This window comes from Sorangium sp. So ce124 (assembly GCF_051525235.1).
GTDB lineage: Bacteria > Myxococcota_A > Polyangia > Polyangiales > Polyangiaceae > Sorangium > Sorangium atrum.
In genome coordinates this window covers 13619578-13644859 of record NZ_CP150312.1, presented here as the reverse complement: position 1 = coordinate 13644859, position 25282 = coordinate 13619578, and the positions used below count along the sequence as shown (strand labels likewise).

Here is a 25282-nt window from a genome sequence, read left to right as displayed (position 1 = left end):
GGCGGGCTCGCCCCGCCGCCGCGCGGAAGGCCGGAGTGACCGGCGCTCCGCGCGGTCGACCTCTCGCTGGATGTCCGTCAGCCGCGTCAAGGCGCGCAAAGGAGGTGGTGAATGAGGGTGTGCAGGAGAGCGCACGGAGCTGCCGTGATGCTGCTTGCGGTGCTGGTTGCGCCTGGCCTGGCGCAGGCGCAGGAGGTGGTGCCGCCGCCCCGGACGCCCGTGGAGCGGCCTGCGACGGTGCTGTCCGACGCACAGTTCAAGGCGCGGTTGGAGGCGCTCGCAGCGGAGCTTCCATCCGCGCAGATGGGACGTAACTGGAAGCGTGTGGTCGACGAGGCGCTGCAGCGGGTGAGCGACCTGCCGCAGGCGAGCGCGCCGGCGATTCCGTCCTCGGACATTCTTGTGGATCCGGGGGCGCAGGTGGGGATCGACGACCCGACTCAGGGGTTTCCGGAGGCGGGCGCGACATTCGAGTTTGGCCCCTATGAGGTCACGCTCGCCCCGGTGGTGCTGCCCGTGTCGCCGGTGGTCTGGAACCTGCCTGGCGAGCAGGGGATCCTTCCCGGCGCGCACGTCCGGCTGCCGTGGGCCGTTCCTTAGCCTCCGGGTTGAAAAAAGAATTCAGACCGGAGGGTCGTTTACGTAGTCGTGGTCGTTTACGTAGTCGTGGTCGTGGTCGTGGTCGTGGTCGTGGTCGTGGTCGTCAACGGTAGGCCGTAAACGACCACGACCACGACCACGTAAACGACCACGTAAACGACCACGTAAACGACCACGTAAACGACCACGTAAACGACCACGTAAACGACCACGTAAACGACCACGTAAACGTTCGCGTTGGTGACCGATGGTGGGGCTTCGGGCGCAGAGCGTGACCGAACGAGCTTGGTTAACGCCTAGGCCCCCTCTCCGAGCGCCGGGCAACTCGGTACGACCTCTTCTCCTTGGCATCCCCGCCCACCGCAGCCTCACCCGTTCCCGGAAGGCCCGATCATCCTCTCCGGTCGAACGATCTCGTCGAACTTCTCCCCGTCGAGGATCCCGAGCGCGACCGCCGCCTCGCGGAGGGTGCTCCCTTCCGCGTGCGCCTTCTTGGCGATCTTCGCTGCGTTGTCGTAGCCCACGTGCGGGTTCAGCGCGGTCACCAGCATCAGGCTCTCGCGCAGGTTCCGCTCGATGCGGTCGCGGTTCGGCTCGATGCCCCGCGCGCAGTGCTCCTCGAACGACGCGCAGCCGTCGGCGAGCAGCCGGATCGACTGCAGCACGTTGTGCACGATGAGCGGCTTGTACACGTTGAGCTCGAAGTTGCCGCTCGCCCCGCCGACGCCGACCGCGACGTCGTTGCCGAGCACCTGAGCGCACAGCATCGTCATCGCCTCGGCCTGGGTGGGGTTCACCTTTCCCGGCATGATCGAGCTGCCCGGCTCGTTCTCCGGGATCGAGATCTCGCCGATCCCGCAGCGCGGCCCGCTCGCGAGCCAGCGGACGTCGTTCGCTATCTTCGTCAGGCTGCAGGCGAGCACCTTCAGCGCGCCGTGCGCCGCGACGAGGGCGTCGTGCGACGCGAGCGCCTGGAACTTGTTCGGCGCCGTGACGAAGGGCGCCCCCGTGAGCTCGGCGATCCTGGCGGCGACCTTCGCCGGAAACTCCGGGTGGGCGTTGAGCCCCGTCCCGACCGCCGTGCCCCCGAGCGCGAGCTCGTGGAGCGGCGGGAGCGCGCGCTCGATCGCGGCGATGCCGGCGTCGAGCTGCGCCACGTAGCCGGAGAACTCCTGCCCGAGCGTGAGCGGCGTCGCGTCCTGCAGGTGCGTGCGGCCGATCTTGACGATGTCCGCGAACGCCGCGCTCTTCTGCGCCAGGGTGTCCCGCAGCCGGCGGACCTCCGGGAGCAGGCGGCGCTCGATCTGGAGCGCGGCGACGACGTGCATGGCCGTCGGGAACACGTCGTTCGAGCTCTGCGACCGGTTCACGTCGTCGTTCGGGTGGACCGGCGATTTCGAGCCCATCACGCCGCCGCTCATCTCGATCGCGCGGTTCCCGATGACCTCGTTCACGTTCATGTTGGTCTGGGTGCCGCTGCCCGTCTGCCAGACGACGAGCGGGAAGTGGTCGTCGAGCTTGCCCTCGATGACCTCGTCGGCCGCCGCGACGATGAGCGCGCACCTGTCCGCCGGCAGGAGCCCCAGATCGCGGTTGACGAGCGCCGCCGCCTTTTTCACGGTGGCGAGCGCGGCGATCATCTCCCGCGGGAAGCGCTCGCCCCCGATCCGGAAGTTCTCGAGGGAACGCTGCGTCTGCGCCCCCCAGTAGCGGTCGTCCTGCACCGCGATCGGCCCGAAGCTGTCCTTCTCGATGCGCGTCCCCATGGCCGCCTCTTAGCGGCGGCGGACGCGCCCCTCAAGCGGCGCGAAGCCCTGTCGCCGGCTCGTGCGTAAGCGCGTAGGCGCATTCGCGCCGCGGGGGTAAAAAGCGGGCGTGCTCTTGTTTTCCCGCCTGTTTTTTGCGAAGTTCCGGGCCGCGCACGCGCGAGAAACACGGAGATCAGCATGGCCGGCATGGACACAGTACCGCGGGAGCTGCTGCAGGCTGCCTACAGGCGCAACCCGATTCACCTGCTCAAGATCCCGCTTCATTTCGGCATCTGGGCCGCGGTCACGTGGGTGCTCTACGCGACGCAGCACCACCCGCTCGCCATCCCGATCGGGGTCGCCTGCTCGTGGTTGATCGCCAACCTCGTCCGCGGCCTCGGCGCCGTGGCGCACGACGCCGTCCACGGCAGCTGCTCGCGCTCGAAGCTCGCCTCGTACGTCATCGCCCTGCTCTGCTGGGCGCCGACCGGCATGAGCGTGACGCTGTACACGAACTACCACCTTCATCATCACAAGATCGCGAACACGTACCCTGACGTCGACAACTTCGTCGTCACGGACTACACGCGGAACCCCGTCCTCGCGAGGCTCCTGCTCCTCGCCGTCTACACGTTCGCCTATCCGCTCTACTTCCTCGGCTGCATGGCGCGGTACGTGAAGCGGCTGTCGCCGCTCCAGCGCGTCAGGATGAACCTGGAGCTGCTCGGCTTCTACGGCCTCATGGCCTTCTTCTTCTGGGTCATGCCGCGCCAGGTGTTCTTCTTCTTCTACATCCTGCCGTTCGTCTTCGGCGCCATCCTCGCCAGCGTGACCTCGATGATCGAGCACTACGAGATGCTCCCGGGGGAGGACGCCTACAGCTCTCGCACCTACGGGACGAGCGCGCGCGTCACGAACTTCCTCTGGAACAACGTCACGTACCACAACGAGCACCACAAGTTCCCGGGCATCCCGTTCTACAACCTGCGCAGCTTCCACGAGGCGGCGTATCCCCACTACGATGAGCGGGTGAAGTCGGCGTGCCACCCGACGATCGTCGGCGTCGCCCTCTCGCTGTACGGCCGTATCCTGAAGCTCGATATCGCGAAGCTCGACGAGCGGTACCGCGATCTCAACAAGGACGACGAGCGGCGGAAGATGATGGCGCTGAACGGCATCCAGCCCGGCGCGACCGCCTGAGCGTCCCGCGCCGCGCGGCCGAAACCCGCGCGGCGCCGTCGATCATCCGCAAGACCCAACGATGGACGGTCCCTGAGGGCGCAGCGAGGCCGCGTGCGCCCGACAGGCCGGCCTCAGTCCGCGGCGAAGCAGTAGAATCGGCCCGCGCCGCCCACCGCCACGAGCTGCTGCTGGCTGCACCCGGAGGGGGCGTGCACGGAGTTCCACGAGTTGTACGGGGCTGCGCCGTTCATGTTCGGACCGAGCCCGTCGGAGTGCCCCACCTGCGGCCCAGGCGTGGCGGTGGACGACGTCCAGTCGTTGCACGTGTCGGCGAGGGCCGTGCCGTCCGCTGCGGAGCCGGTGAGCATGTCGTGCTCGTTCGGCGTGGGAGAGCCCTGCCACTGGCCGTTGATGCGGTTGCCCTTGTGATCGACGAAGAGCTCCGGGTTGCCCCCGGGCAACGCATGCAGCGCCTCGACACTGGCGGCCACCGTGACGCCCTTGGCGTTGATCCAGGGCCCCGTGCCGATGCGATCGCGGGCATCCTCCGTGCTCGTGCTCAGGTACGCGCGCCACGTCCGACCGCCGGCGCCCACCTCGGCCGCCAGCGCCTGGCAGGTCGCGTCCGCGCCGGCGATCCCTCCGAGATCGCCGCCGCTGTCGCTCGGGGTGGAAACGAAGAAGCCCAGGGATGAGGTGCCCGGGTCCCCGCCGGCCCCGGTAGCGGGCCCGCCAGCGGTCCCTGCGCCGCCCTCGCCGGCGCCACCCGAGCCGCTCGTCGCGCCCGCCCCACCAGCACCGCCTTCTCCGACGCTCGAGCTCCCCGACCCGCCGCTGCCCCCGGTACCGCCGCTCGAGGCGCTGCTGGTCGAAGCGCTGCTGCTGCTGGCCTGGTCATTACTCGTACCGCCAGAATCGGATTCATCCGAGCAGGCCGTAGAGGTGACGAGGAATGCTGCGGAAAGGACGAGGTAGATCTTGTGCACGGCAGAGCTCCTGAATGGGCGAATGGCGCGCACGATACCGACAGCTCGCCCCTTGCCGCAACCTCGAGCGCGAAAATGCGCAAAACGCGCGGGGATGCGCGAACACGCCAGCGGCATTGAGACAGGCCGAACGAGGAGGCAGCGCGATGGGCCTCGCGGCTGCCCGATCGGGTCAACGTGCTCTCCTGTGCGCCCGTGGAGAGGACGATGCGCATTTCCAGTGCTGTTGCCGCCCTGTTACGCTCGCTCCCATGGCGCGCACAGCCCCCGTCCCGAATATCCCCGCGATCCCCGGCATGAACCCCGGCGTCTTCATCATGGGCGGCGGCGGCAGCGGCGGAGGCGGCAATGGCAAGGGTGGCAAGGGGAGCGGCAAGGACCAGGGCGCCGACGGCTCCAACGGGGGTAACGGCGCCAACGGAGGGGGGAAGTCGGCCTGCGGCGGCGCGGGCGGCGACGGCTCCGGCTGCCCGAACCACCACGGGTCGAAGAAGAGCGGGAAGGTGTCGAAGGGCGACCCCGTCGACGTCGCCACCGGCCGCGTGTTCACCGATCCCGTGGTCGACCTCGATCTGCTCGGCCCCCTCGGCTTGCGGTTCGTGCGCCGCTACAGCACGAGCAGCACGAGCTGTCGAGCGTGCGCTTCGTGTGGGACGGCGGCGTGCTCGTCCACGAGATCAAGCGCGTTGCGCAGGTGTCGGGCGATCCCGTCGTGGAGGAGCGCACGTACTGCTTCGAGGAGGCCCGGTACGCCCCCTGGGCCCACCGCGACACGCGCGTGGCGGGCGGGCGGCGCGAGGAGAGCCCGTGGTTCCATTACCTCAACGACGACGTGGGCGCGCCGGAGCGCCTGGTCGGCCCCGCGGGCGAGGTGGTGTGCGAGCTCGACCGGTCCGCGTTCGGCGCGAAGGTGAAGGAGGGCGGGCGGACCACGACGCCGCTCCGCTTCCCGGGCCAGTACGAGGACGAAGAGACGGGGCTCGTCTACAACCGCTACCGTTACTTCGATCCCGCGATGGGGCGATACCTGAGCGCGGACCCGGCGGGGCTCGACGGCGGGTTCAACGGCTTCGACTACGCCGGCAACGCGCCGACGCGGTTCGTCGATCCGAGCGGGCTGATGCCGTTCTCGACCGTCCGGAACGCGGCCGGGAACAACCCGGAGGGCAAGGATTTCACCGATCCGAAGAACCGTCGCGGGGTCCCGGGCGATATCGAGGGCAAGAGCCAGGGAGCGCGCGGCGGGCCGAGCGCAGAGGCTCAGCGCGAGAGGTACAGGGATTCTGCGATCACCGAGGCCGTCAAGAACGCGCAGAGAGCGCGCAATCCGAATCAGACCGCGACGGGGGACACAACGTGTGCAGAGGTGGACGCGCTGCACAAGATGGCGAGCCAGATCCGCGCCGAAGGAAACGCCCAGCGAATCGCGAAGGGGAAACCTGAAATGACGAATGAGGAGGTGCGCGCCGAGCTTCAGAAGCGCTTCAGGAACGGCGCGACGATCGAGACCACGAACGAGGATGGCGAGGGCATGGCGCCTTGCCCCATGTGCGCGCAGATCTTCCGAGAGCTCGGCCTCCATCCGGCCAACATCGGAGAGGACGCGAAGGGCGGCGTGATCGGCCCGAATCAAAAGAAAGAGACCAAGGTCAACAAGATGGGTCGGTGGGACGGTACTTTCACGCAGAGCAGCCAGGATACAAACTCTCGACGAGAAAACATCCGGACGGTGCGCTCCACGACCCCCCCGTTCACCACCTAACGCGTGCGATGACAACCCCCCCGCCCCGGATCCCCGCCCCCGCGCCCGTCGAGCGCGCCTTCCGCTGCGCCTGGCGCGAAGCGTCGCGCACCAAGCTCGACACCGAGGAGCACACCGCGCTAGCCGCGCTCGGCCGGTGGCTCGACGAGCCGGACCTACCCTATGCGATCTTGCACGGCCCGCGCCCGAGCCGACGCGCGGTCGTGGCCGCCCACCTCGTCCGTGCGCAGCAGCAAGGCACCGCCTACGCTGCGCAGTTCGTGCCGATCGGGCCTGATCTCAGGCTCGAGCGCGACCTGGTCGCGCTGCTCACCTCGCGGCTGCGCGCCGATTATGTGGGCGGCCCACCTCGGCTATTGCGCGCGCGGATCGCGGAAGAGCATCTGCGCGTGGGGCCGACAGAGGGCGAGCCGTCGCTGCTGCTCGCGATCACCGACGTCGAGGAGGCGGAACCGCTCGTCTCCTGGCCAGCGCTGTTCTCCGCCGTGGGTCCCCGCGTCAAGGTGCTCGCCACCGTCGAGGGCGACGACGCCACAGCCCGCGCGTGGATCTCGCGCCTCGGCTTCGATCCGGCGCGCACGCGGATCCATCCGCTGCCGGTGCGGCCCTGGCCTGTGCCGGGCGATCCCGCGGAGTTCCTCGAGACCGCAGGCGCCGCATCAGCCAAGCTCCTCGGCCTGCTCTCGGTCGCCTACGGCCGACTTCGCGACGACGAGATCACGACCGCCCTCGGGGCCCACATCGAGGGTGCCCTCCCCGGGATCGAGCCGCTTGTCACGGTCATCAAGGGCACGTACGCGTTCCGCTCGAACGCGGCCCGCCGCGACGTAGAGGCGCACCTCGACCACGACACGCGAGACGCGTCACGCCGCCGTCTACTATCGCTCCCGCCGGCCGGCTATCCGTGCGCCTACGCGCGCGCCCACCTGGAACAGGCCACCGCGCCGCTCCAGGCATTCGCCGCGCTGGTCACCGAGGAGCACCTCGCCCGCTGGATGGCCCGGCCCGAGGCCTACCTGGGCTTCGTCGCCGACCTCGAGCGCGTGCGCCGCCACGCCATCGAGCCACTTCCAATGAGTTACGAGGCAACGGCCCTCGCGGTGCGCGCGGCCCTTGTCGAGGCGAGCGTGAACCAGTGCGCCCGCCGCAAAGACCACGGTGCCCCGGTGGGCGTCGAGCCGTTCGCTCGGAAGGCGCCGATCGCGGACGAGCGAGATCAGGCCAGGACGCTCACCGCGCTCGGCGCGGCGATGACGGCCGGTCCGGCGCGCGCCGAAGTGCTCGCATGGGCCACGGACGCCGCACGGCACACCACGGACGTCGAGTTCCGTGGGGATGGCCTCCTGAGCCTCGCCGACGTCGTCGGGGCCGAGGCGGGATACGCGTTCGCGCGGGAAGCGCTCGCCGCGTATCGGACCACGGTGAACGCGGAGGAGCGAGCGCGCCAGATGCTCTTCGTGGCGAAGTGGTTGCCTCCAGAGGAAGGGATCGCCGTCGTGCGCGAGGCGCTCGCCGTCCTCCGTGACAGCGGCGGAGATCCTGGCGATCTCGACCTGTTCGCCGACCGCTACCCGCGTGCGGTCGCCGAGGCGCTCTGGCCCGACGCGGAGGCGCTGCCTGGGCCCGCGCGGGCGCGAGCGCTCGCCGCGCTCGCGCGCGGCCTCGGCGATCCCGAGCGCGTACGCGCCGCCTTCGCCGCGGTGGAGCAGCACGTCAACCCGTACGACCTGCTGATGCAACGGACTCTCGCGGAGCTCGTGCCGTTCCTCGACGCCCCGGAGGCCCGCCGCGCCGCAGCGCTCGCACCCCAATTCGGCGAGCGCGCCGCCGAGCTCCTCGAGAGCCTGATCCCGCGCCTCCGGGCGCTGGGCGATCCCGCCGAGGACCTGCTCGAGACGCTGCCGGAAGCGGCGCGCGTGCGGGCGCTGGCCCGCAGCCTCCCGTTCGCCGCGGAGCCGGCGCGGCTGCTGGCGCGGATCGACGAGGCCATCCAGCAGGCCGAGCCGCGCGAGCGCGGCTGGATGCTCTTCGACGTCTGCCCCTGGTTCGCGGCGACGGGCCACAGCGACGCGCTCCTCGCCGAGGTCGCGCTGCTCAGCGACGGTGGCCGCCTGACCGCCCTCGGCATCCTGGCGCGCCACGATTCCGCGCACGCCCCCGAGTTCACGCGTCAGGCCCTCCCACTAGCCCTGCGCTTCGGCGCCGACGAGCCGAGCCGCCTGCTCGACCTGGTCCCGCTGGCCCGCCATTTCCCGCCCGAGGGCGCCGCCGCGGCGCTCGGCATCCTGCTCGACGCGGTCGCCGACGAATACCGCGGTGCCGCGCTCGCAGGCGACGGCGTGACCCTCGTGAAGCTCGCGCCGCTCATCGCCGCCCTCGCGGGCGACGACGGCCTGGCCGGCGCGGCGCGCGAGGTGGTGCAGGTCGCGGCGTGGTTCCCCTGAGCGCCGCGGTGGTCGTGGCCTGCCGTCATGGACTGCCGAGCACCCGCGTGCCCTGGTGGCGCGGCGTCGGCGCCCTCGGCGGCAGCTAACGCCGAGGCTCGGCACGGACCAGCTATCGCTTCGTCTTCGCCATCGCCTTCACGACCGCGTCGACCGCCGTCACCAGCGAGCGCCTGAAGGCGTGGAGCCGCTGCTCCGCCGCCGATCCCTTCGCGGCCGGCTGGTTTGGCGCGAAGCTGAACCAGGACATCGACAGCCCGAGGAGGATGACGAACAGGTCCTCGGCGCACGGCTTCGGTGTCGCCCCGAGGTCGTAAGCCGCGGCGAGCTCCTGCACCTTGGCGGTCGCGACGTCGTGCTGCACCTCGTCGGGGAGCTCGAGCTGTCTCCACATCATCATCCGCACGCTCTTCGGATTCTCGACGAGGTGGTCGAAGACCCCGGCGACGAAGGCCGGCAGATCCGACGGGTCGAAGGGCACGGCGTCGAACGCGATCTGACACCGCTCCTCGAGCACGCTGCGGAACAGGCCCTCCTTGGAGCCGAAATAGGCGTAGATGGCCTGCTTGTTCGCCGAGGCCCGCTCCGCGATGCGGTCCACGCGCGCGCCAGCCAGCCCTCGCTCGGCGAACTCGTCGAGCGCAGCGTCGAGGAGCCTCTTCTTGGTCGCCGCCGAGTCGTAGGGCATGGGTGGATCCTTCATGGAGCACACGCCGTGGCGCGCGGCAAGGAGAGCGCACCGCCGACGTGCGAGCCGCAACCTTCGGGCCTACCTCGCACGGCTCGCCCGCAGCCGTTCGCCACGCGGAGCGGCGACGCCGCGCCGCCCAGTTGACACGGCCCAGACCGCTCCCTAGGTTTTAAACCATCCAGTTGGTTTAACGATGAGGCACGCGCCGGCGATGGCGCCGCGCGGTGTCGAGATCGCAGGCGCCGGCGTTGCCGGAGCGCCAGGGGCGCTGCCGGCCACGACGCGGCGACGAGGACGACGCGCAGAGAACCGGAGAAGGGACGGAGCGATGGCGGATCCGCAACAGAACAAGAACGACTACGTCAGCGCGCTCTTCAAGCCATTCGAGCTGAAGAGGCTGAAGCTCAAGAATCGGTTCGTCATGGCGCCCATGACGCGCCAGCGATCGCCGGGCAACGCGCCGGGCGAACCGAACGTCGAGTACTACACCCGGCGCGCCGCCGGAGGCGTCGGGCTGATCCTGTCGGAAGGAACGGTCGTGGAGCGGCCGGGCAAACTCCATCTCCGCGACGTCCCCCACTTCTACGGCGAGCGGGCGCTGGACGGCTGGAAAAAGGTCATCGACAGCGTGCACAGGGCAGGAGGGAAGATGGCGCCCCAGCTATGGCACGTCGGGCTCGCGAAGCAGGATCCGAACGGCCACGAGGAGCCCGCGGCGGCCCTGGAAGGCCCGGCGAACATGTCGCGCGACGACGTGCACGCCGCCGTGCGGGCCTTCGGCAAGGCCGCGGCCGACGCGAAGCGCCTCGGCTTCGATGCCATCGAGATCCATGGCGCCCACGGGTACCTCATCGATCAGTTCTTCTACGAGGTGACGAACCAGCGCACCGACGAGTATGGCGGAAAGACCATCGGCGAGAGGAATCGCTTCGCCGTGGAGGTCCTCGAGGCCGTTCGACAGGCCGTCGGGCCGGAGATGGTGGTGATCCTCCGCCTCTCGCAGTGGAAGATGGGCGCGTACGATAACAAGATCGCGAAGACGCCGAAGGAAATGGAGCAGTGGCTATTACCGCTCGTAGAGGCGGGCGCCGATGTGCTCCACCTCTCCCAGCGGCGCTACTGGGAGCCCGAGTTCGCCGGCTCCGATCTGAACGCCGCGGGATGGGCGAAGAAGATCACCGGCAAGCCCACCATCACCGTGGGGTCGGTCGGCCTGTCCGGCGATCTCTTCGGGAACTTCGCAGGCGAGGCCTCCGCGCCCCAGGGGCTCGGTGAGCTCGTGCGCCGCTTCGAGCGCGGCGATTTCGATCTCGTCGCCGTCGGGCGCCCCCTGCTCAGCGACCCGGCCTGGGTGGAGAAGATCAAAACCGGCCGGACCTCGGAGCTGACGGAGTTCACCAAGGAGAGCCTTGGCCGGTACTTTTGAGTCGGACCGTCAATCTATGGAGCTTCCCACAGGAGCTACGGTGTAACGCATGAAGATTGCCATTGTCGGCGCCGGTAGGATTGGAAGCACCTTTGCCTTTCAGCTCGCGCGAGCGGGGCACGAGGTGACGGTGATCGCCCGTGGAGAGCGGCTGGAGCAGCTGCGGCGGGACGAGGCGATCGTGAGCGCCGCGGGGGAGCGCGCGGCGGTGCGCGTGAGCGCTGCGCTCGATACGGCCGCAGCGTGGGATCTCGTGCTCGTGACGGTGCTCGCGCACCAGGTGGACGCGGTGCTCCCTGCGCTGGCCGAGAGCGCGGCGAAGTCCGTGATGTTCATGTTCAACACCTTCGAGCCGCTGGGCCGCCTCCGAGACGCGGTGGGCCCGGCGCGCTTCGCATTCGGCTTCCCCGCGATCCTGGCGACCCTCGATGACGGCAAGCTGACGTCGAAGGTGGTCACCCGAGGCATGGTCACCACGGTGACGGACGCGGCGTGGGCGAAGGTCTTCACGGACGCCGGCATTCCCGCCGTCGTGCACTCCGATATGGAGAGCTGGCTGCGCACGCACGCGGCGCTCGTCGCGCCGGCGATGGTGGCTATCGTCAGGGCGCATGCGCGAAAGGCAGGCGTGTCGTGGGCAGAGGCGATGAAGCTCGCGCGCGCCATGGAGGAAGGGCTCCGCGTGGTGCGTCACCTCGGAAACACCATCACGCCGGAGCCGATGGTGGCGCTGAGCCGCTTGCCAACGCCGGCGACGGCCGCGCTCCTGTGGGGGCTCAGCAGGGTCGACGCCGTCCGCAAGACGGGCGCCGTCGGGCCTGGCGAGCCGCGCGCGCTGATCGACGCGATGGCCGCCGCGGCGCCGGGTCAAACGCCGACGCTGCTCGCGATCAGACCCTGAAGAGGCCAGCGAGCCCATCCACGAGGGGACGATCTGTAAGACGTGCGTGACGCCGGTCACCGGTCCCTCTTCGCCTCGGCGCTCACGAACGCTGCCCTGCTGCTGCTCGGGCCCTCGCGCCGCCGCCTCCCTCGACCGCGCCATTGCCCCCGCCGACAGGTCGAACGAGAGCGACACCCCGGGCGCTAGCCAGCTCTCCCGGCCGCACTCCGCACTGGTCCGCACCGGCCCCCACCCGCTCCACGACACGGCCTCATACCCCGTCGGGTCCACGTACCGCAGCGGGCTGCTCCTCACGTAGCTGTACCGGTTGTAGCTTTGCCCGCGGCGGGAGGATGGGGACAGGGGCGGTCTTCGATGGGGGAGGGCTCGACCCGTTTCTTGCTCAAGGTAGCCGATAACGGCCGCGTTGTTACAGGCGAGCGGGCGCGGTGGATGACGGCACTACGTCGTCAGATCAGATCGTGGCGACTTCCGCGCGCTCGCTCGGACTCCGCGCTGCGCCAGGTCGACGTGGGCTTCCCGCCATGCCACGGCCCCTGTAGAACCACGGCATTCGCGGTCGGCTGAACTTGCATCCATCGACGACAATCCGACGACAGGTGGTTCGGGTACTGAACCAGCAACGCTCCGAGGGCGCCGTGCGAAGCCGCAACAGTCCGCGAAGGTGAACGACGAACCCGCTCCCAGACGCAAGCGGGGTGGCTACCGGCCGTGAGCCGAGCTTCTGCGCCGCACGTTTGCGATCGATGTCCGCGAGTGCCTGGCCTGCAAAGGCGGGATGAAGCTCGTCGCCATGCTCACCGAACCTTGGAACATCGCCCGCTTCCTCTCCTCCGCGCTCGGCGAGCCCACCGATGTTCCAGCGCGCTCACCCAATCGAGGGCCGCCGTACTGGAAGAGCTCCGTCCTGCGCCGCAAGGCGCTCGGGGACGCCGCTTGGCCGCAAGAACATCCCCGGCCAGACCAACGCCCGGACTGCGACGTGCGCCTGCGGCATGCCGATGCGCTCCTTTGCACGCCCTGCGCCGCGCTCGACCAGCTCTTTCGACCCATCAACCGGGCGCCGCGACGCTCGCGGCCCCGCCTCATCGGTTCGCCGCGCCACACTTCTTCGCGCAGCGATCCGGCTCTTTTTGCCTACGCGAATCGCAGCATCCCCTTTCCGTTTGCGCCCTCTGTTGCGTGCCGCCGGGTGCACATTCACCGCAGCACGAACCTGCCGGGCACCCCCTTCACCCGCTCGCGTGACGTACGATCTCGGCTGGCATTGCGCCTTTCCATCGCATCGCCCCCGCTGTCACCCCGCCTCAGGAGCAAGTGCCACGTCCACCGCCGCGGCGGCCTCCGCGCCACCGGCGTCCCGTCCGCTCCCGCGGCCCACCGTGAAGCGGTCAGTAGCCGTGACCTGCGCGACCCCTCCGCCGTCCGCTGCGGTTGGGCGTGTACTTCGGTGGATCGGATGGCGCGGACGGCGAAAAGATAGGCAAAGCGAACACCTCTTTAATTGCCGAGAAGATTTGTCCTATCCGGCCTCGGTCGACAGAGCACCTATGTGATTCTACTCGCGCAATGAAATTTCGACGATTCAACAGATCAATGGGCCAGCTCGACTTGCCACAATCCCCTTACCAGGCTTCGTCCCGGCGCTCCAGAGCGCAGCAACCACCGTGCGATAAAGGGTACAAACATAGGCAAATGAGAGAGAGAGAGAGAGAGAGAGAGAGAGAGAGAGAGAGAGAGAGAGAGAGAGAGAGAGAGAGAGAGAGAGCGAGCGCGCGCGGCCCGAGAACGCGGGAACGGTTCCTCATTATTTGGATATTGTGCAATTTAGGTATGCATGGTAACGATTCCGGCGCGGTCGCTCTCGAACCGCATCGACTGAGCAAGCCGGAGATTCTCATCATGCGATATGCGCAGATTCGGATGATCACGACTGTAGGATTTCTCGCACTTCCTGTCAGCAGTTGCGCGATCGACGCGACGTCGGAGGTAGAAGAGACCGAGCCCGTTCAAGCGACCGAGCAGGCGCTCACGGACTTGCCCGACCTCATCGTGGAGAGCTTCACGTTGGAGGATGTGACCGGAGGCGTATTGTTTACATGGGTCATCAAAAACCAGGGAACCGCGGCTTCCAGTAGCACGGCTAGTGCGTTTCGGACCTATCGACAATACGTGACCCCGTACCAACCGTCCGGTTGTAGCGGTTATTTTTCAACCCACGGGGGGAACCTCGTCCCGCTTGCCGCGGGCGCATCGCACACATATACAGGTACGACTTATGGATGGACGGTCAGTGCTTTGGAGTCTTGCACTGGAACCTGGTACACCAAAGTAGATCCGGGCAACGCGGTGGCTGAGTCGGACGAGACCAACAACGAGAAGTACGGGAGAGACTGAGCGATACCCCTGGGCAACGGGCGAGCGTCCGGTAGTTCGACCGTCGCGCGGTGAGCGCCACGACGCAGATCGTGCTGGCGCGGCCTGGCTAGTCTTAACCACCCCGTCCCAGCGCGGCGCTCGTCGTGCCGGCAATGGTGGCTGTCATCTCGGCGCACGCGCGGAAAGCAGGCGTGTCGTGGTCAGAGGCGATGACCCTCGCGCGCGCCATGGAGGAAGGGCTCCGCTTGGTGCGTCACCTCGGAAACACCATCACGCCGGAGCCGATGGTGACGCTGAGCCGCTTGCCAACGCCAGCGACGGCCGCGCTCCTGTGGGGGCTCAGCAGGGTCGATGCCGTCCGCAAGACGGGCGCCGTCGGGCCTGGCGAGCCGCGCGCGCTGATCGACGCGATGGCCGCCGCGGCACCGGGTCAAACGCCGACGCTGCTCGCCATCAGGCCCTGAAGAGACCAGAGAGAGCAATTCAACGACCCCGGTACGACCGGTGCCAGCGGCGGAAAGACCGGGATGATGCGGCTCAGGGCGCCGGGCGCCCCCTCGGCGGGTCGAGCGCGTCGATCTTGCACGTCATCCCGAGCGTGCCCGGCCACCTCATCGAGCGAGATTGGCAGCCGTTCAATCCGCGCCGGCGGAGCGCGGTCGATCCAATGGCCTGCCGCGCATATCACCGGCACCTGGCGACGCCGAACCGCCATTTGTAACGAATGGCTTGACTCCCGCGGCACGGTGGCCGAAGGGGAGGCGCATGAGCAGTTTACATTTCGTGGGCGGCGAGAAGGGCGGCGTGGGCAAGAGCGTGGTCGCTCGGCTGCTGGCGCAGCTCTTCATTGACCGAGCGCTTCCCTTCACGGCGCTCGACGCGGATCTGTCGCATCGCGCGCTCGCCCGTTATTACGCGGACTACACGCGGAGCGTGGATCTCGATCGGCTCGATAGCGCCGATCAGATCCTGGACAGCGCGCTCGGAGCCGATCGCCTGGTCCTCGTCGACCTGCCTGCGCAGAGCCATCGGGCGCTCCAGCGCTGGATCGAGTCGACGGACGTCCTCAACTACGCGCGCGAAATGGGTGTCCAGCTGGTTTCCTGGCACGTCACCGACGGTGGTTTCGATTCGGTATCCTATATCGAGCGGGTCCTCGCGGCGCCGGGCGACGCGCTCCAGCATGTCGTGGTGAAGAACCAAGGGCGCTCGAAGGACTTCAGCCAATTCGACGCGTCCCCCGCGTACCAGCGCCTGCTCGAAGGCGGCGGGCACATCGTGACATTGCCCGAGCTCGACTCGTCGGTGATGTACAAGATCGACCGCTTCGGTTCGAGCTTCTGGGCCGCCATCAACACGAGCGAGGGGCAGCAAGCGCTGTCCGCCTTGGAGCGTCGTCGCGCCAAGCTCTGGTTGGAGCGCGCGCACGCCGCGCTGGAGGCAGCGTGCAGCTGGCGGCCAGCGACGGAGCGCGTATCTGCCTCGGGCGCGCCGCAGCGTCCCGAGTCGGCGGAACAGCAGCTCGAACCGGCCGCGAGCAACGAATTGGTCGCGACCTGACCGCGGCGCCAGGGGCGCTTGCGATGAATAGGCCAGCGCGAGCTCGGGTTGGATTCCCGCCGTGAGGCGGCTTTCGCCGCGTCACAAGACAGGGGGGAGGTCACGCGTCACGAATCGATCAGCGCGAGACCAGGCGCCCGCTACTGCCCGCCGGGCACGCAGATCGCCGTCGCCGAGCCCGCGCCCATGCACGAGAAGCCCGCCGCGCAGTCGGTGTTCGCCGCGCAGGGGAACGCGCACTTGCCCACGGCCGTGTTGCACTTGTGCGTGCCGCAGACCATGTCGTTCGTACACGGGAGAGCCAGCGGGCCCGGCTGCCCCGTCGTCGCCGGAGCGGTCGTGCCCGGCTGCTGGTACTGACCAGGCTGCTGGTACTGACCGGGTTGCTGATACTGCCCCGGCTGCTGGTACTGACCGGGTTGCTGATACTGCCCCGGCTGCTGGTACTGCCCAGGCTGCTGGTACTGCCCAGGCTGCTGGTTGTAGGCGTTGTACTGCTGGTTCGACGGATCCTCGGCGTCTCGGCCCCGGCTGCACGCGGAGGTCAGGAGCCCGAGGCCTCCGAGGGCAAGGACGACCGACGCGGCCGAGCGCGCGCTGGTGAACCACATGGATCGCTTCATCAAGGTCTCCTCGAGATGCGGGCTCTCCCCGCGTGAGCGACCGGCCGGTGCCGGCCCGCCGCTGAGATCTGAGCCCCGGCCCCCGGAGGAGGAACCGCAGGCCCTTCGCCGGCGAGCGCCGCGTCGCGGGGCCCGCTGGACACGAGCGTACCCCCGGTCGGCGGCCGCGCGCCCCTCAAAAAGGACGCGCCACGGCGCGCTCACCGCGGAGCCGCATCCTTGCAGCAACGAAACCCTTGCTCGTAGCCGTAGTCCTCTTCCTTGTGGAACCCCACCGTCGGGCGGCAGCGGCCGCGCATGGGGCCCCACCAGCCGCCCTTCAGCCCGCTCCTCTCCGGCGACTTGTGGCCGGGCCGGACGACCCACTCGTTGATGTTGCCGTTGAGATCGTAGGCGCCGAACGCCGACACACACGCCGGCATCGAGCCCGCAGGCTTGCGCTGATCGAGCCGCTCGAACTCCGCCTTGCACTTGGGGTGCCGCATGCACCGCTCGTAGTGGTAGAGCGTGACCTCGCGCTGGCGAAAGGGCCGGTCGATGTTGCACTTGGTCGCGTCGCGGGCGTAGCCGTACGTGTACGGGAGCATCTCCTCGCCCTCGCAGGCGAAGTTGAACTCGTCCTCCGTGCAGAGGCGCTTGCCGACGCCCTCGCACGCCTTGACGGCCTGGCGCCACGAGACGAGCACCGCCGGGAGCTCGCCCTTCCTGTTGGGCCACTCGTAGCGGTCGACGCAGAACCGCATCGGCGCGCGCTTCTTCGAGAGGCACTCGGTCGGCCGCCTGTACTCGAGGCACCGCTCGCTGACGCTGGTCGGGCCCTCGGCCTCGTTGTAGGCCGTCGCCCGTCGCGCCTGATCCTTCTCGTACTCCTTGTGGTGCTTCAGGCAGATCTGATCGACCACGGGGCAGTAGTCGCCTTCGACGAGGACCATGTCGCCCGGGCACCCCTCGGAGCTGCCGGGCAGCCCCGCGTCCGGAGCGCCGCCGTCGAGGGCTTCCGCTGCGGCGTCCAGCGCGCCGCCGTCGGGCGCTGCCGCCGCGGCGTCCGGCGAGCTGCCGTCGGGGGCTGCCGCCGAGGCATCGAGCGCCGCCGCGGCGTACGACATCGCTGCCCCGGCGTCCGGCAGCTCCGCCGGGGTGTACGCCAGCGCCGCCGCGGCATCCGGCAGCTCTGCCGGGGTGTACGCCAGCGCCGCCGCGGCGTCCGACAGCTCTGCCGCAGCGGCGTCGGGCGGCGCGGGCTCGGCATCCGCAGCTGCGCCGGCGCGCTCGGGCCCCCCGGGTGTCGCCGCGTCGGCCGCCGCAGGCGGCGGGCTGTCGCAGGCGAGGAGCGCCGCAGTGAGTCCGCAGAGGAACGCGAGGCGGACCGCGCAGGGCCCGCTCGGGGCCCTGCGCCGTCGAGGTGGCGCGGCCGGCGGCGCGGCGCGGCGAGGGCGCCGGCTCATCGGCCGGGGGCGGGGATGACCTTGAGCGGCACCCGGGTCCCGCCGCGATCCACCTCGATCTCGACCTCGCGGCCCGGCTCGAGATCGCCGAGCGCGAACATGAAGTCGTGGATGTTGGTGACGGCGTGGGCGCCGATGCGCACGATCACGTCCCCCGCTTGCATGCCGGCGCGGGAGGCCGGCGCGTCGGGCCGCACGCCCGTGAGCTTCACGCCGGGCCCCTGGTACGCGTAGTCCGGCATCGTGCCGAGCGACGCGCGGAAGCCGCCGCGCATGCTGCGGTGCGGGTCGGCGGGCGGATCGGTGAAGGCGAGGCGCGCGTCGCGCCGCGACAGGGCGAGCGCCATCCGCGCCGCGAGCACCGAGCACCGCGAGACGCCCGCGGCGTTGATCTTGTCCGCCGTGTCGCTCGGCCGGTGGTAGTCCTCGTGGACGCCCGTGAACAGGAAGGCGATCGGGACGCGCGACGCCGTGAACGACGCGTGATCGCTCGCGCCGAAGCCCTCGACGCCGAACTGGAGCGTGAGGCCGAGCCCGCGGGCGGCGCCGTCCACGATCGGCTGCCAGTCGGGCGAGGTCCCCAGGCCGTCGACGAGGAGCTTGTCGTCCCGCATCCGGCCGACCATGTCGGCGTTGATCATGGCCACGACCGGCTTCATCCCCGCGAGCGGGGCCGGCGGGTGATCGACGAAGTGGCGCGAGCCGATGGTGCCGAGCTCCTCGGCGCCGAACGCGATGAACAGGAGGTTCCGCGCCGGCCGCTCGGGGAACGAGGCGAACCGCCGCGCCACCTCCAGGAGCATCGCGGTCCCCGAGGCGTTGTCGTCGGCGCCCGGGTGGACCGCGTGCACGCCCGGCGCGCGCGAGAACGACGTGCCCCCGTAGCCGAGGTGATCGTAGTGGGCGCCGATGACGACGTACTCACCGGCGTGCGGCGAGCCGTCCTTCGCCGAGAGCAGGCCGATCACGTTCGACGCCGGCGCCGTCCGCGCGGTGACCTTGGTCGTGATCTCGACGGTCGTGCCGTCGAGCGGCTTCGGCGCGACGGCCTTGGTCGCGGCCGGCTTCACGGCCGCGTGCTTCTCCGGGGCCGCGCCTGCGGGCTTCACCGGCGGCGCGAGCCCGGCCGCCGGGAAGAGCGCGCGGGCCGCGGAGCGCGTGATCACCACGGCCGGGATGCCCATGCTCGCCGCGTCGTCCGGCACCCGCGGGAGCTCGTCGCCCGCCGCGACAAGGATCACCCCGGCGGCCTTGTGCTCGCGGGCGGTGCGGAGTTTGTAACGGACGCTGCCGAAGTCGCGGAGCGCGTCCGCCGGCCGCGCAGGATGATGGGGATCGTCGGGCGCAGCGCCGCCGTGGGCTGCACCGGCATGAGCTGCACCGCCGTGCGGACCCGCGGGCGCAGCGCCGCCGTGCGGACTGGCAGGGGCGCCGCCGTGCGGACTGGCAGGGGCGGCGCCGTGCGGACCCGCGGGCGCAGCGCCGCCGTGCGCCGCTCCACCCGAGCCGCCGTCCAGCGTGGGCACGCCGTCGAGCACGATCGCGATCTTTCCCTCGATCTCCCGGCCGGCGTAGTCGTCCCAGGAGAGCGCCGGCGCGGTCACTCCATGGCCGACGAGCACCGCGGCCCCGGACACCGTGCCGCTCGCGCTCCCGTCGGCCGTGACCAGCTTGCCGGCCTCGACGCTCTGCTTCCGGCCCGCGCGCTGCACCGCGAGGGCCGCGGGCGCCACGTCGGCGCCGACCCGCGCGTCGAACCCCTGCCGGTACGCCTTCGCGTCGCTCCCCGGCCCGCCAAGCGGCGAGAGCTTGAGCTCGGCGAACCGGCGCGCGATGAACTCGGCCGCCAGATCGGCGCCGGGCTCGCCGGTCCCGCGCCCCGCGAGCTCGGGCGACGCGAGGTACGCGACGTCCGCCGCGATCCGCGCCTCCGCGGCGGGATCGAGATCGATCGAGGCCGGCGCGGCGGGCGCCGGCGCGGCAGGCTTCGAGGCCGGCGGCGCGGCAGGCTGGCGAGGCGGCGCTGCCGGCGGAGCGCACGCGGCGACCGCGGCAAGGAGGCCGGCGGCGAGGCCGCGGCGAAGACCCCATGCGCGGGACGACAGCGGGGCCGCGGCGCGCCAGGCGCTCACCACGGCGACGCCTTCTGCGCCGCGCGGACCAGCTCGAGCGCGCGACGGCCGATGTACTCCTCCACGTCGGCGGGCGCGATGTGGCGGTCCTTCGCGAAATCGAACTCGCGCGGCTTGCCGTCGCCGAACGTCACCCGGACGATCGCGGACTCCCGCAGGAGCTCCAGGGAGAGGCTGAAATCGCCGAGCGCGAGCCGGTGCTTGTCCTGCTCCTGGGTGAGCACGATGGACTGCCCCTTCTCCTGCAGCCTCTCGTGCGCGAACTTCAGCGACTCGGCCCCCAGCGACACGGCCGACTCCGCGGCCGCGAGCGCCTCGGCGACCCGCTTCTTGTGCCGCGCGAGCTCCTCGGCCTCGCGCTCCGCCTTCGATTTCACGGCTTCGATGAGCTCATCACGCCAGGTAGGCACAGTGCACCTCGGCGCGAACACTCTTCCGAAACGTGCGTTTTGTCCAGCCCGACACGCGCCGGTCACCCGGCCACCCTGGCCAGCCCGACGCGGGCCGGAGGCGGAAATGGCCGCGCCGCCAGCATAAAAACAGGAAGCCCGGGAGCTCCGGAGAGGACGACCTCCTCCTCGAGCGCTCCCGGGCTCCCTGCCCCTGCATCGCGCGCCGCGGCTTCGTGCGCGGGCGCGGTCCGCGAGATCGGCCGCGCCGTACCGCGCGCCGCTACTGCGTGTCGTCGCTCCCGGCCTTCGCCGGGGCGAACTTGCTCAGGTCCTCGGCCACGGTGGCCTTCGGGTTCATGAGCTCGTGGAACGCGCGCTTCGCGAGCGCGCCGGTCTCGCCCTGCTCGTGCCGCAGGGCCATGAGCACGCCCTTCTCCTTCATGAACTTGAGCGTGTCGATCGCGCCCTTCTTCTTCGCGCCGTCGCCGCTCTTGGCCTCCTGGTAGAGCCGGTAGCGCAGCACGACGCGGGTCTCCGAGTGCGGGCCGTTGTCGTACTTCAGGTTGTCGAACTGGGCCTGGAGCCGCTGCCGCGCCCACTCCTGCGGCGCGTCGGCGACCTTCACCCGCGTGATCGCCTCGGCGTTGGCGACGTACCGGTAGAGGTTGCCGCGCTTGAAGTCCTCGTCCGACCAGTAGCCGAAGGCGCGGTAGTAGTGGTCCTTCAGGTCGTCGAGCGCGGACTTGTCGAAGTCGGCGTACATCGCGATCGTCCGCGCCGCGGTGTCGCTCGTGCCGCCGAGGATGAGCGCGAGCGCCGCGGCGTTCCGGACCTCGACGTCCTTCAGCTTCTCGAACAGCTGCCCCTGCACCGCCTCGTCGAAGCCGCCGATGCCGATGGCGCGCGCGATGGCCATGCGCACCCCGGGGTCGACGTCGGCCGCGAGGAGCGGGACGAGCTCGGCGGCCGCGCCGGGCACCGGCCGGAGCGCGAGCGACGACGCGTAGCAGGCGCCGATGAGCTGCTTGCGCGGCTCCTTCTTGCTCGCGAACTCCTTCGCCTTCTTCGCCACCTCGATCATCGTCTTGTCGTCGGCGCACCAGGCGACGGCCTCACAGGCGGCCTGGCGGGCCTCCTCGTGCCACGTCTCGTCCTCGATGAGCTTCGTCAGCCTCTCCACCGCGCGCGGATCGCCCCACTCGGCGAGCCCCTGCGACGCGCCGTAGGCGACCGCGCGGAGCGCCATCCCCAGCATCGCGAGCCCGGCGCCCTGGAGCGCGTCCTGGGTGATGTCCAGCTTCGGGTCCTTCTTCCGGTTGAACTGATCGAGGAGCTTCGGGTACGAGGGCTCGTCCTTCATGCGCCCGATGTACCGGAGCGCGCTCTGCGCGGTCTCGAAGGCCGCGGGGAACGGCGGCTGCTGCCCCTCCTTGGGGAGCGGATCCGTCGGGAAGGCCCAGTCGCGCATGTCCTTCAGGATCTTCTCGGAGCGGACCGTGGCGAGGAAGCGCAGCCCGTTCGCGTGCGGCTGCGGGCGATCCTTGAGCCACAGGATGACCGGGGCCTCGGCCGCGGCCTTGAGCTCGGCGGCCTTGTCCGCGTGGATCACGGCGAGATCGGCGAGCATGCGGGCGCCGACGACGCGCGGCAGGTCGGTGCGCGACAGGTGCCCGCCCTCGTCCGCCTCCCAGAACTTCTCGAGCTTGTAGAGCTTGAGCGGGTCGGCCAGCATCCGCTCGCCGATGAACTTGGCGGCGCGGATGTCGCCGACCTCGGCGAGCCGCGTCCCCGCCTCGCCCTGCCAGTGCAGCGGCGGCTTCCTGGCCTCGATCCACTTCACGAGCGGGTCGGCCGCCCGAGGATCGGCGAGCTCGCGCAGCATCTCCATGATCTGCTTCGTCTGGAACCAGGTCGTCTCCTCGGGGTCCTGCTTCACGCTGTCGAGCGCGAGGACGAGCCCCTCGCCGCCGATGCCGTCGCGCAGCGCCTCCAGGAAGCGCTGGCGGCTCGTCTTGTCGGCGTTCGCGAGGGCCTCGAGGAGCGGGGCGCGCGCCGTCTCGTCGCCGATCCTCCCGAGGCCGTTCGCGGCCTCGCGCGCGACCTCGACGTCCTTGTCCTTCACGAGCGTGATGAGCGCGCTCGTCCACTTGGGCTCGGCGTTGCGCGACAGGACGGTCGCGACCAGCTGCCGCACCGACGAGCTCTCGTCGGTCGCGAGCTTCGAGAGCTCCTCGAGCGACACGAGGCCGGCGAGCTTCTCGGGGTCGAAGGCGATGCCGCCGCCGAGCCGCTCGACCTTCGAGAGGAACCCCTTCCTGTACTGGTCCATCGCGTCCTTGAACGCGGCGGGCTCCTTCAGCTCGACGAGGGCCCAGACGATCTGGGGCCGGTCGCTCTCGTCCGCGACCTTGAGCGCCTCGAGCAGCGCGTGCTTGGCGCCGTCGGCCTTGGGCGAGCCGTAGTACGCGAGCACCTGCGCGGCGACGCCCTTCACGCGGTGGTCCGGGAGCGCGAGCGCGTTCTGCGCGTGCGTGACGCCCTCGGGGTCGTCGGCCCACGCGAGCTGCATGAGCGCCTCCTGCTGGAGCGACAGCTCGGAGCTCGCGGCGGCCCACTTGCGCCACAGCGGCAGCTGGTCCTTCTTGGGCAGGACGAAGATGTTCTTCTTCTCCTTGGAGACGGCGTCGACCGTCATCTTCTGGCTGTCCTGCTTGACGCCGAGCCAGATGGCGCCCGCGGCGCCGAGCGCGACGACGAGGCCGACCACGATCGACACGGGGCTGAACCGGCCGCGCTTGAAGTTGCCGTCGTCCGCGAAGCCGCCGCCCGCGGGCGCCGGCGGGGCGCCGGGCAGATCGTTGTCATCGGGGGGCCACTTGGCCGCCCGCTTGGCCGGAAGGGGCCCCGGCGGCGGGCGCCGTCCGCGCGGCCCCGCGGGATTCTCTCGTGAAAGATTCGGACGATCGAGCATGGTTCCTCCAGCGCGCGGGCGACGACGTGACCCGAACGGCGGTGGCATCGCGCGGCGTGCCGCGCTGCGCCCCCGACCCCTCCCGGAAGCGGCGGCGTCGCGCGGCGTGCCGCGCTGCGCCCCCGACCCCGGGCCAGGCGGCGAAGCGCCCGGCCGGTCGAGGCGCCGGACCGTACCAGAGCCGCTCGGACGTAGGCCCAAAGATTTGCTATGAAGCCCAGGGCCCGTATGGCCGAACCCCAGCCCAATTCCGGCAAGATTCTCTATCCTGCAGTCGCGTTGCTCATCGCCCTGAGCGCGCTCTTCGGACTTGTGATCCTGCCGCGCCTCGCGCCCGGGGTCGGGGGCATGGTCGGCGCGGAGGCCCCCGACGTGACGCTGCCGGTCGCGGCCAACGGCGATCCCGGCGCGCGCATGCAGATCGCCGAGCTGAAGGGCCAGCCGGTGATCCTGGACTTCTGGGCCACGTGGTGCGGTCCCTGCGCGGTCCAGGCGCCGATCCTCGACCGGATCGCGCGCCGCTACGAGAAGAAGGGGCTCGTGGTGCTCGGCATCAACGTGGACGACCCGCCCCAGGTGGCCAGCCAGTACGCCGTCAAGAAGGGCCTCTCGTATCCGATCCTCATCGACGACGCGAAGGAGGCCTCGGCTCGTTACGGGGTGGACAAGCTGCCGAGCCTCGTGGTGATCGACCGGCAAGGGAAGGTCGCGGCCTACCTGACGGGCGTCGTCGACGAGGCGAGCCTCTCCGAGATCATCGCGGCCGCCCTCTGATCTCGCTCCACGTGCCCCTCTAGCTCGACGTGCCCCTCTAGCTCGACGTGCCCCGCTCGCTCCACGTGCCCCCTCCCTCCCGTCCCTTGCACCTCGTGCTGGCGGCGCTCGCCGCCGCCGCGCCCGCCTGCTCCCGCGGCGACGTCGATCGCGGCCGCGACGCCGGCGCGCCGCCTTCGGCCAGCGCCTCCGCGCCGCCTTCAGGCCCGGCGGCCTCCGTCCCGGAGGCGCCTGCCCCTCGGGCCTCCGGCGAGGCCGGCGCGCCCGATGCGGCCGGCGGCGACGCTGGCGCGCCCGGGGCGGTCGGGGATCCGATGGCGATCCACTACGAGGCGCGCGAGGATCTGGTGCGGCTCTTCTCGCTGAAGGAGTTCTCGGAGCGAGAGCGGAAGTTCAAGAACCCCGAGCTCTTCCTGGAGAAGAACTTCGGCGGCGGCTCGCCTGCCCGGCTCAACCAGGGCAACAAGGAGCTCGCGCGGCACACGCGCTCGAAGGAGCAGTGCCTGGAGGGCCTCCGGGGCGTCGTCCTCCAGACGGAGGAGCAGCGCGCCCGCTGCGGCGGCCAGGAGAACATGGTGCCCGTGTACCGACGCGGGAAGCCGGCGTCGGCCGAGTTCTGCATCGACATCTTCGAGTTCCCCAACAAGCCGTGCGAGCTGCCGATGGTATGGGCGAGCCCGACGCAGGCGGCGACCGTGTGCAGCCTGCAGGGCAAGCGCCTCTGCACAGAGGACGAGTGGAGCCTCGCGTGCCGCGGCGATCCAGAGGGCGGCAAGCCGAGGACATACGCTTACGGCGACGAGCTCGATCTCGCCATCTGCCACACGCAGACGCCGCACCGCGACATCGACGGCAAGCCGTGCGACGGCGATACCGCGCGCTCCGCCTACCAGACCTGCGCGACCGACACCGAGCCTGCGGGGTCCTTCCCCGCGTGCCGCTCGCGGTTCGGGGTGTTCGATCAGCACGGCAACGTGGCCGAGATCATGACCCGCCGGGACCGCGACGATGGCAAGCTGTACAGCCAGCTCAAGGGGAGCGCCTGGTTCTACGTCGAGGTCGCCCGCGAGCACGACGCCCCGAGGCCGAAGGGCCGGGAGACCTACCCCGATCACTGCGCCTACAGCCCGCGCTGGCACGTCGAGCCGATGGAGGACGCGTGGCACGCGAATTACCACCTCGGGCTGAGGTGCTGTAAGACGATCCGCTGACGCGCCCCGCCCTGCGCGCGCGGCTGGCTCGCGCCCGCATCGACAGGTACCC

The 25282-nt window shown here is 70.3% G+C and carries 20 protein-coding genes and 1 pseudogene; 12 read left to right on the top strand and 9 right to left on the bottom strand.

Annotated features, from left to right (window positions below):
• The first annotated feature begins 144 nt into the window (after positions 1 to 144).
• Positions 145 to 600: a hypothetical protein gene (locus WMF19_RS51220; protein WP_437326694.1), complete on the top strand. Its 456-nt coding sequence runs from the start codon at positions 145 to 147 to the stop codon at positions 598 to 600.
• A gap of 56 nt (positions 601 to 656) precedes the next feature.
• Here the strand turns inward: WMF19_RS51220 and WMF19_RS51215 are convergent, their stop codons facing one another.
• Both WMF19_RS51215 and fumC read right to left on the bottom strand, forming a co-directional pair.
• The gene (locus tag WMF19_RS51215) at positions 657 to 824 is read right to left on the bottom strand and encodes a hypothetical protein (RefSeq protein WP_437897024.1); all 168 of its coding nucleotides are present in this window, start codon (positions 822 to 824) and stop codon (positions 657 to 659) included.
• 144 nt (positions 825 to 968) lie between these two features.
• The gene (gene fumC, locus WMF19_RS51210; RefSeq protein WP_437897023.1) at positions 969 to 2366 is read right to left on the bottom strand and encodes a class II fumarate hydratase; all 1398 of its coding nucleotides are present in this window, start codon (positions 2364 to 2366) and stop codon (positions 969 to 971) included.
• A 189-nt stretch (positions 2367 to 2555) separates the two neighbouring features.
• On the opposite strand from fumC, the gene WMF19_RS51205 reads away from it, so the two are divergent.
• Positions 2556 to 3548, top strand: a complete 993-nt coding sequence (locus WMF19_RS51205) for a fatty acid desaturase family protein (protein WP_437897022.1) — start codon at positions 2556 to 2558, stop codon at positions 3546 to 3548.
• A 113-nt stretch (positions 3549 to 3661) separates the two neighbouring features.
• Here the strand turns inward: WMF19_RS51205 and WMF19_RS51200 are convergent, their stop codons facing one another.
• The gene (locus tag WMF19_RS51200) at positions 3662 to 4516 is read right to left on the bottom strand and encodes a hypothetical protein (protein ID WP_437897021.1); all 855 of its coding nucleotides are present in this window, start codon (positions 4514 to 4516) and stop codon (positions 3662 to 3664) included.
• A gap of 14 nt (positions 4517 to 4530) precedes the next feature.
• Between WMF19_RS51200 and WMF19_RS51195 the strand changes: the two are divergent.
• The 3 genes and pseudogenes from WMF19_RS51195 to WMF19_RS51185 all read left to right on the top strand — a co-directional run.
• Positions 4531 to 5133: pseudogene (locus tag WMF19_RS51195) on the top strand (DUF6531 domain-containing protein); the annotation flags it as partial.
• A gap of 20 nt (positions 5134 to 5153) precedes the next feature.
• Positions 5154 to 6278, top strand: coding sequence for an RHS repeat-associated core domain-containing protein (locus tag WMF19_RS51190; RefSeq protein WP_437897020.1), 1125 nt, complete (start codon positions 5154 to 5156; stop codon positions 6276 to 6278).
• An 8-nt stretch (positions 6279 to 6286) separates the two neighbouring features.
• Positions 6287 to 8722, top strand: coding sequence for a hypothetical protein (locus tag WMF19_RS51185; protein WP_437897019.1), 2436 nt, complete (start codon positions 6287 to 6289; stop codon positions 8720 to 8722).
• Between the two features lie 112 nt (positions 8723 to 8834).
• Here the strand turns inward: WMF19_RS51185 and WMF19_RS51180 are convergent, their stop codons facing one another.
• Positions 8835 to 9410, bottom strand: a complete 576-nt coding sequence (locus WMF19_RS51180) for a TetR/AcrR family transcriptional regulator (protein ID WP_437897018.1) — start codon at positions 9408 to 9410, stop codon at positions 8835 to 8837.
• 331 nt (positions 9411 to 9741) lie between these two features.
• On the opposite strand from WMF19_RS51180, the gene WMF19_RS51175 reads away from it, so the two are divergent.
• The 5 genes from WMF19_RS51175 (at position 9742) to WMF19_RS51155 (ending at position 15682) form a co-directional block, all read left to right on the top strand.
• Entirely contained in the window at positions 9742 to 10839 is a 1098-nt protein-coding gene (locus WMF19_RS51175) for an NADH:flavin oxidoreductase (RefSeq protein WP_437897017.1), read from the top strand.
• Positions 10840 to 10888: 49 nt separating this feature from the next.
• On the top strand, positions 10889 to 11740 hold the full coding sequence (locus WMF19_RS51170) for a ketopantoate reductase family protein (RefSeq protein ID WP_437897016.1): 852 nt from the start codon (positions 10889 to 10891) through the stop codon (positions 11738 to 11740).
• Between the two features lie 1698 nt (positions 11741 to 13438).
• On the top strand, positions 13439 to 14140 hold the full coding sequence (locus tag WMF19_RS51165) for a CARDB domain-containing protein (RefSeq protein WP_437897015.1): 702 nt from the start codon (positions 13439 to 13441) through the stop codon (positions 14138 to 14140).
• A gap of 173 nt (positions 14141 to 14313) precedes the next feature.
• Positions 14314 to 14586, top strand: coding sequence for a hypothetical protein (locus WMF19_RS51160; protein ID WP_437897014.1), 273 nt, complete (start codon positions 14314 to 14316; stop codon positions 14584 to 14586).
• 265 nt (positions 14587 to 14851) lie between these two features.
• Entirely contained in the window at positions 14852 to 15682 is an 831-nt protein-coding gene (locus WMF19_RS51155) for a mobilization protein (RefSeq protein WP_437897013.1), read from the top strand.
• Positions 15683 to 15822: 140 nt separating this feature from the next.
• Here the strand turns inward: WMF19_RS51155 and WMF19_RS51150 are convergent, their stop codons facing one another.
• From WMF19_RS51150 to WMF19_RS51130, 5 genes are all read right to left on the bottom strand, one after another.
• Positions 15823 to 16305 carry a hypothetical protein gene (locus WMF19_RS51150; RefSeq protein ID WP_272096835.1) on the bottom strand — a complete coding sequence of 161 codons (483 nt, stop codon included), beginning with the start codon at positions 16303 to 16305 and terminating at the stop codon, positions 15823 to 15825.
• 200 nt (positions 16306 to 16505) lie between these two features.
• Positions 16506 to 17750: a formylglycine-generating enzyme family protein gene (locus tag WMF19_RS51145; protein WP_437897012.1), complete on the bottom strand. Its 1245-nt coding sequence runs from the start codon at positions 17748 to 17750 to the stop codon at positions 16506 to 16508.
• Complete coding sequence (locus tag WMF19_RS51140) at positions 17747 to 19882, bottom strand: M20/M25/M40 family metallo-hydrolase (RefSeq protein ID WP_437897011.1); 2136 nt, start codon at positions 19880 to 19882, stop codon at positions 17747 to 17749. The genes WMF19_RS51145 and WMF19_RS51140 overlap by 4 nt, the downstream gene beginning before the upstream one ends.
• Complete coding sequence (locus WMF19_RS51135; protein WP_272096831.1) at positions 19879 to 20259, bottom strand: hypothetical protein; 381 nt, start codon at positions 20257 to 20259, stop codon at positions 19879 to 19881. The genes WMF19_RS51140 and WMF19_RS51135 overlap by 4 nt, the downstream gene beginning before the upstream one ends.
• Before the next feature lie 295 nt (positions 20260 to 20554).
• Positions 20555 to 23245: a HEAT repeat domain-containing protein gene (locus tag WMF19_RS51130; protein ID WP_437897010.1), complete on the bottom strand. Its 2691-nt coding sequence runs from the start codon at positions 23243 to 23245 to the stop codon at positions 20555 to 20557.
• Positions 23246 to 23473: 228 nt separating this feature from the next.
• Between WMF19_RS51130 and WMF19_RS51125 the strand changes: the two genes are divergently transcribed.
• Both WMF19_RS51125 and WMF19_RS51120 read left to right on the top strand, forming a co-directional pair.
• On the top strand, positions 23474 to 24019 hold the full coding sequence (locus tag WMF19_RS51125; RefSeq protein WP_437326675.1) for a TlpA family protein disulfide reductase: 546 nt from the start codon (positions 23474 to 23476) through the stop codon (positions 24017 to 24019).
• A 47-nt stretch (positions 24020 to 24066) separates the two neighbouring features.
• A complete protein-coding gene (locus tag WMF19_RS51120) occupies positions 24067 to 25230 on the top strand; it encodes an SUMF1/EgtB/PvdO family nonheme iron enzyme (protein WP_437897009.1) in 1164 nt (387 codons plus the stop codon).
• The last annotated feature ends 52 nt before the right edge of the window (positions 25231 to 25282 follow it).

What these genes read in the sequence shown, in the direction of transcription:
- WMF19_RS51180 (WP_437897018.1), bottom strand. Translation starts at nt 9,410, where the DNA reads ATGCCCTACGACTCGGCGGCGACCAAGAAGAGGCTCCTCGACGCTGCG.
- WMF19_RS51130 (WP_437897010.1), bottom strand. Translation starts at nt 23,245, where the DNA reads ATGCTCGATCGTCCGAATCTTTCACGAGAGAATCCCGCGGGGCCGCGC.
- fumC (WP_437897023.1), bottom strand. Translation starts at nt 2,366, where the DNA reads ATGGGGACGCGCATCGAGAAGGACAGCTTCGGGCCGATCGCGGTGCAG.
- WMF19_RS51185 (WP_437897019.1), top strand. Translation starts at nt 6,287, where the DNA reads ATGACAACCCCCCCGCCCCGGATCCCCGCCCCCGCGCCCGTCGAGCGC.
- WMF19_RS51170 (WP_437897016.1), top strand. Translation starts at nt 10,889, where the DNA reads ATGAAGATTGCCATTGTCGGCGCCGGTAGGATTGGAAGCACCTTTGCC.
- WMF19_RS51165 (WP_437897015.1), top strand. Translation starts at nt 13,439, where the DNA reads ATGAGAGAGAGAGAGAGAGAGAGAGAGAGAGAGAGAGAGAGAGAGAGA.
- WMF19_RS51125 (WP_437326675.1), top strand. Translation starts at nt 23,474, where the DNA reads ATGGCCGAACCCCAGCCCAATTCCGGCAAGATTCTCTATCCTGCAGTC.
- WMF19_RS51145 (WP_437897012.1), bottom strand. Translation starts at nt 17,750, where the DNA reads ATGAGCCGGCGCCCTCGCCGCGCCGCGCCGCCGGCCGCGCCACCTCGA.
- WMF19_RS51205 (WP_437897022.1), top strand. Translation starts at nt 2,556, where the DNA reads ATGGACACAGTACCGCGGGAGCTGCTGCAGGCTGCCTACAGGCGCAAC.
- WMF19_RS51150 (WP_272096835.1), bottom strand. Translation starts at nt 16,305, where the DNA reads ATGAAGCGATCCATGTGGTTCACCAGCGCGCGCTCGGCCGCGTCGGTC.
- WMF19_RS51175 (WP_437897017.1), top strand. Translation starts at nt 9,742, where the DNA reads ATGGCGGATCCGCAACAGAACAAGAACGACTACGTCAGCGCGCTCTTC.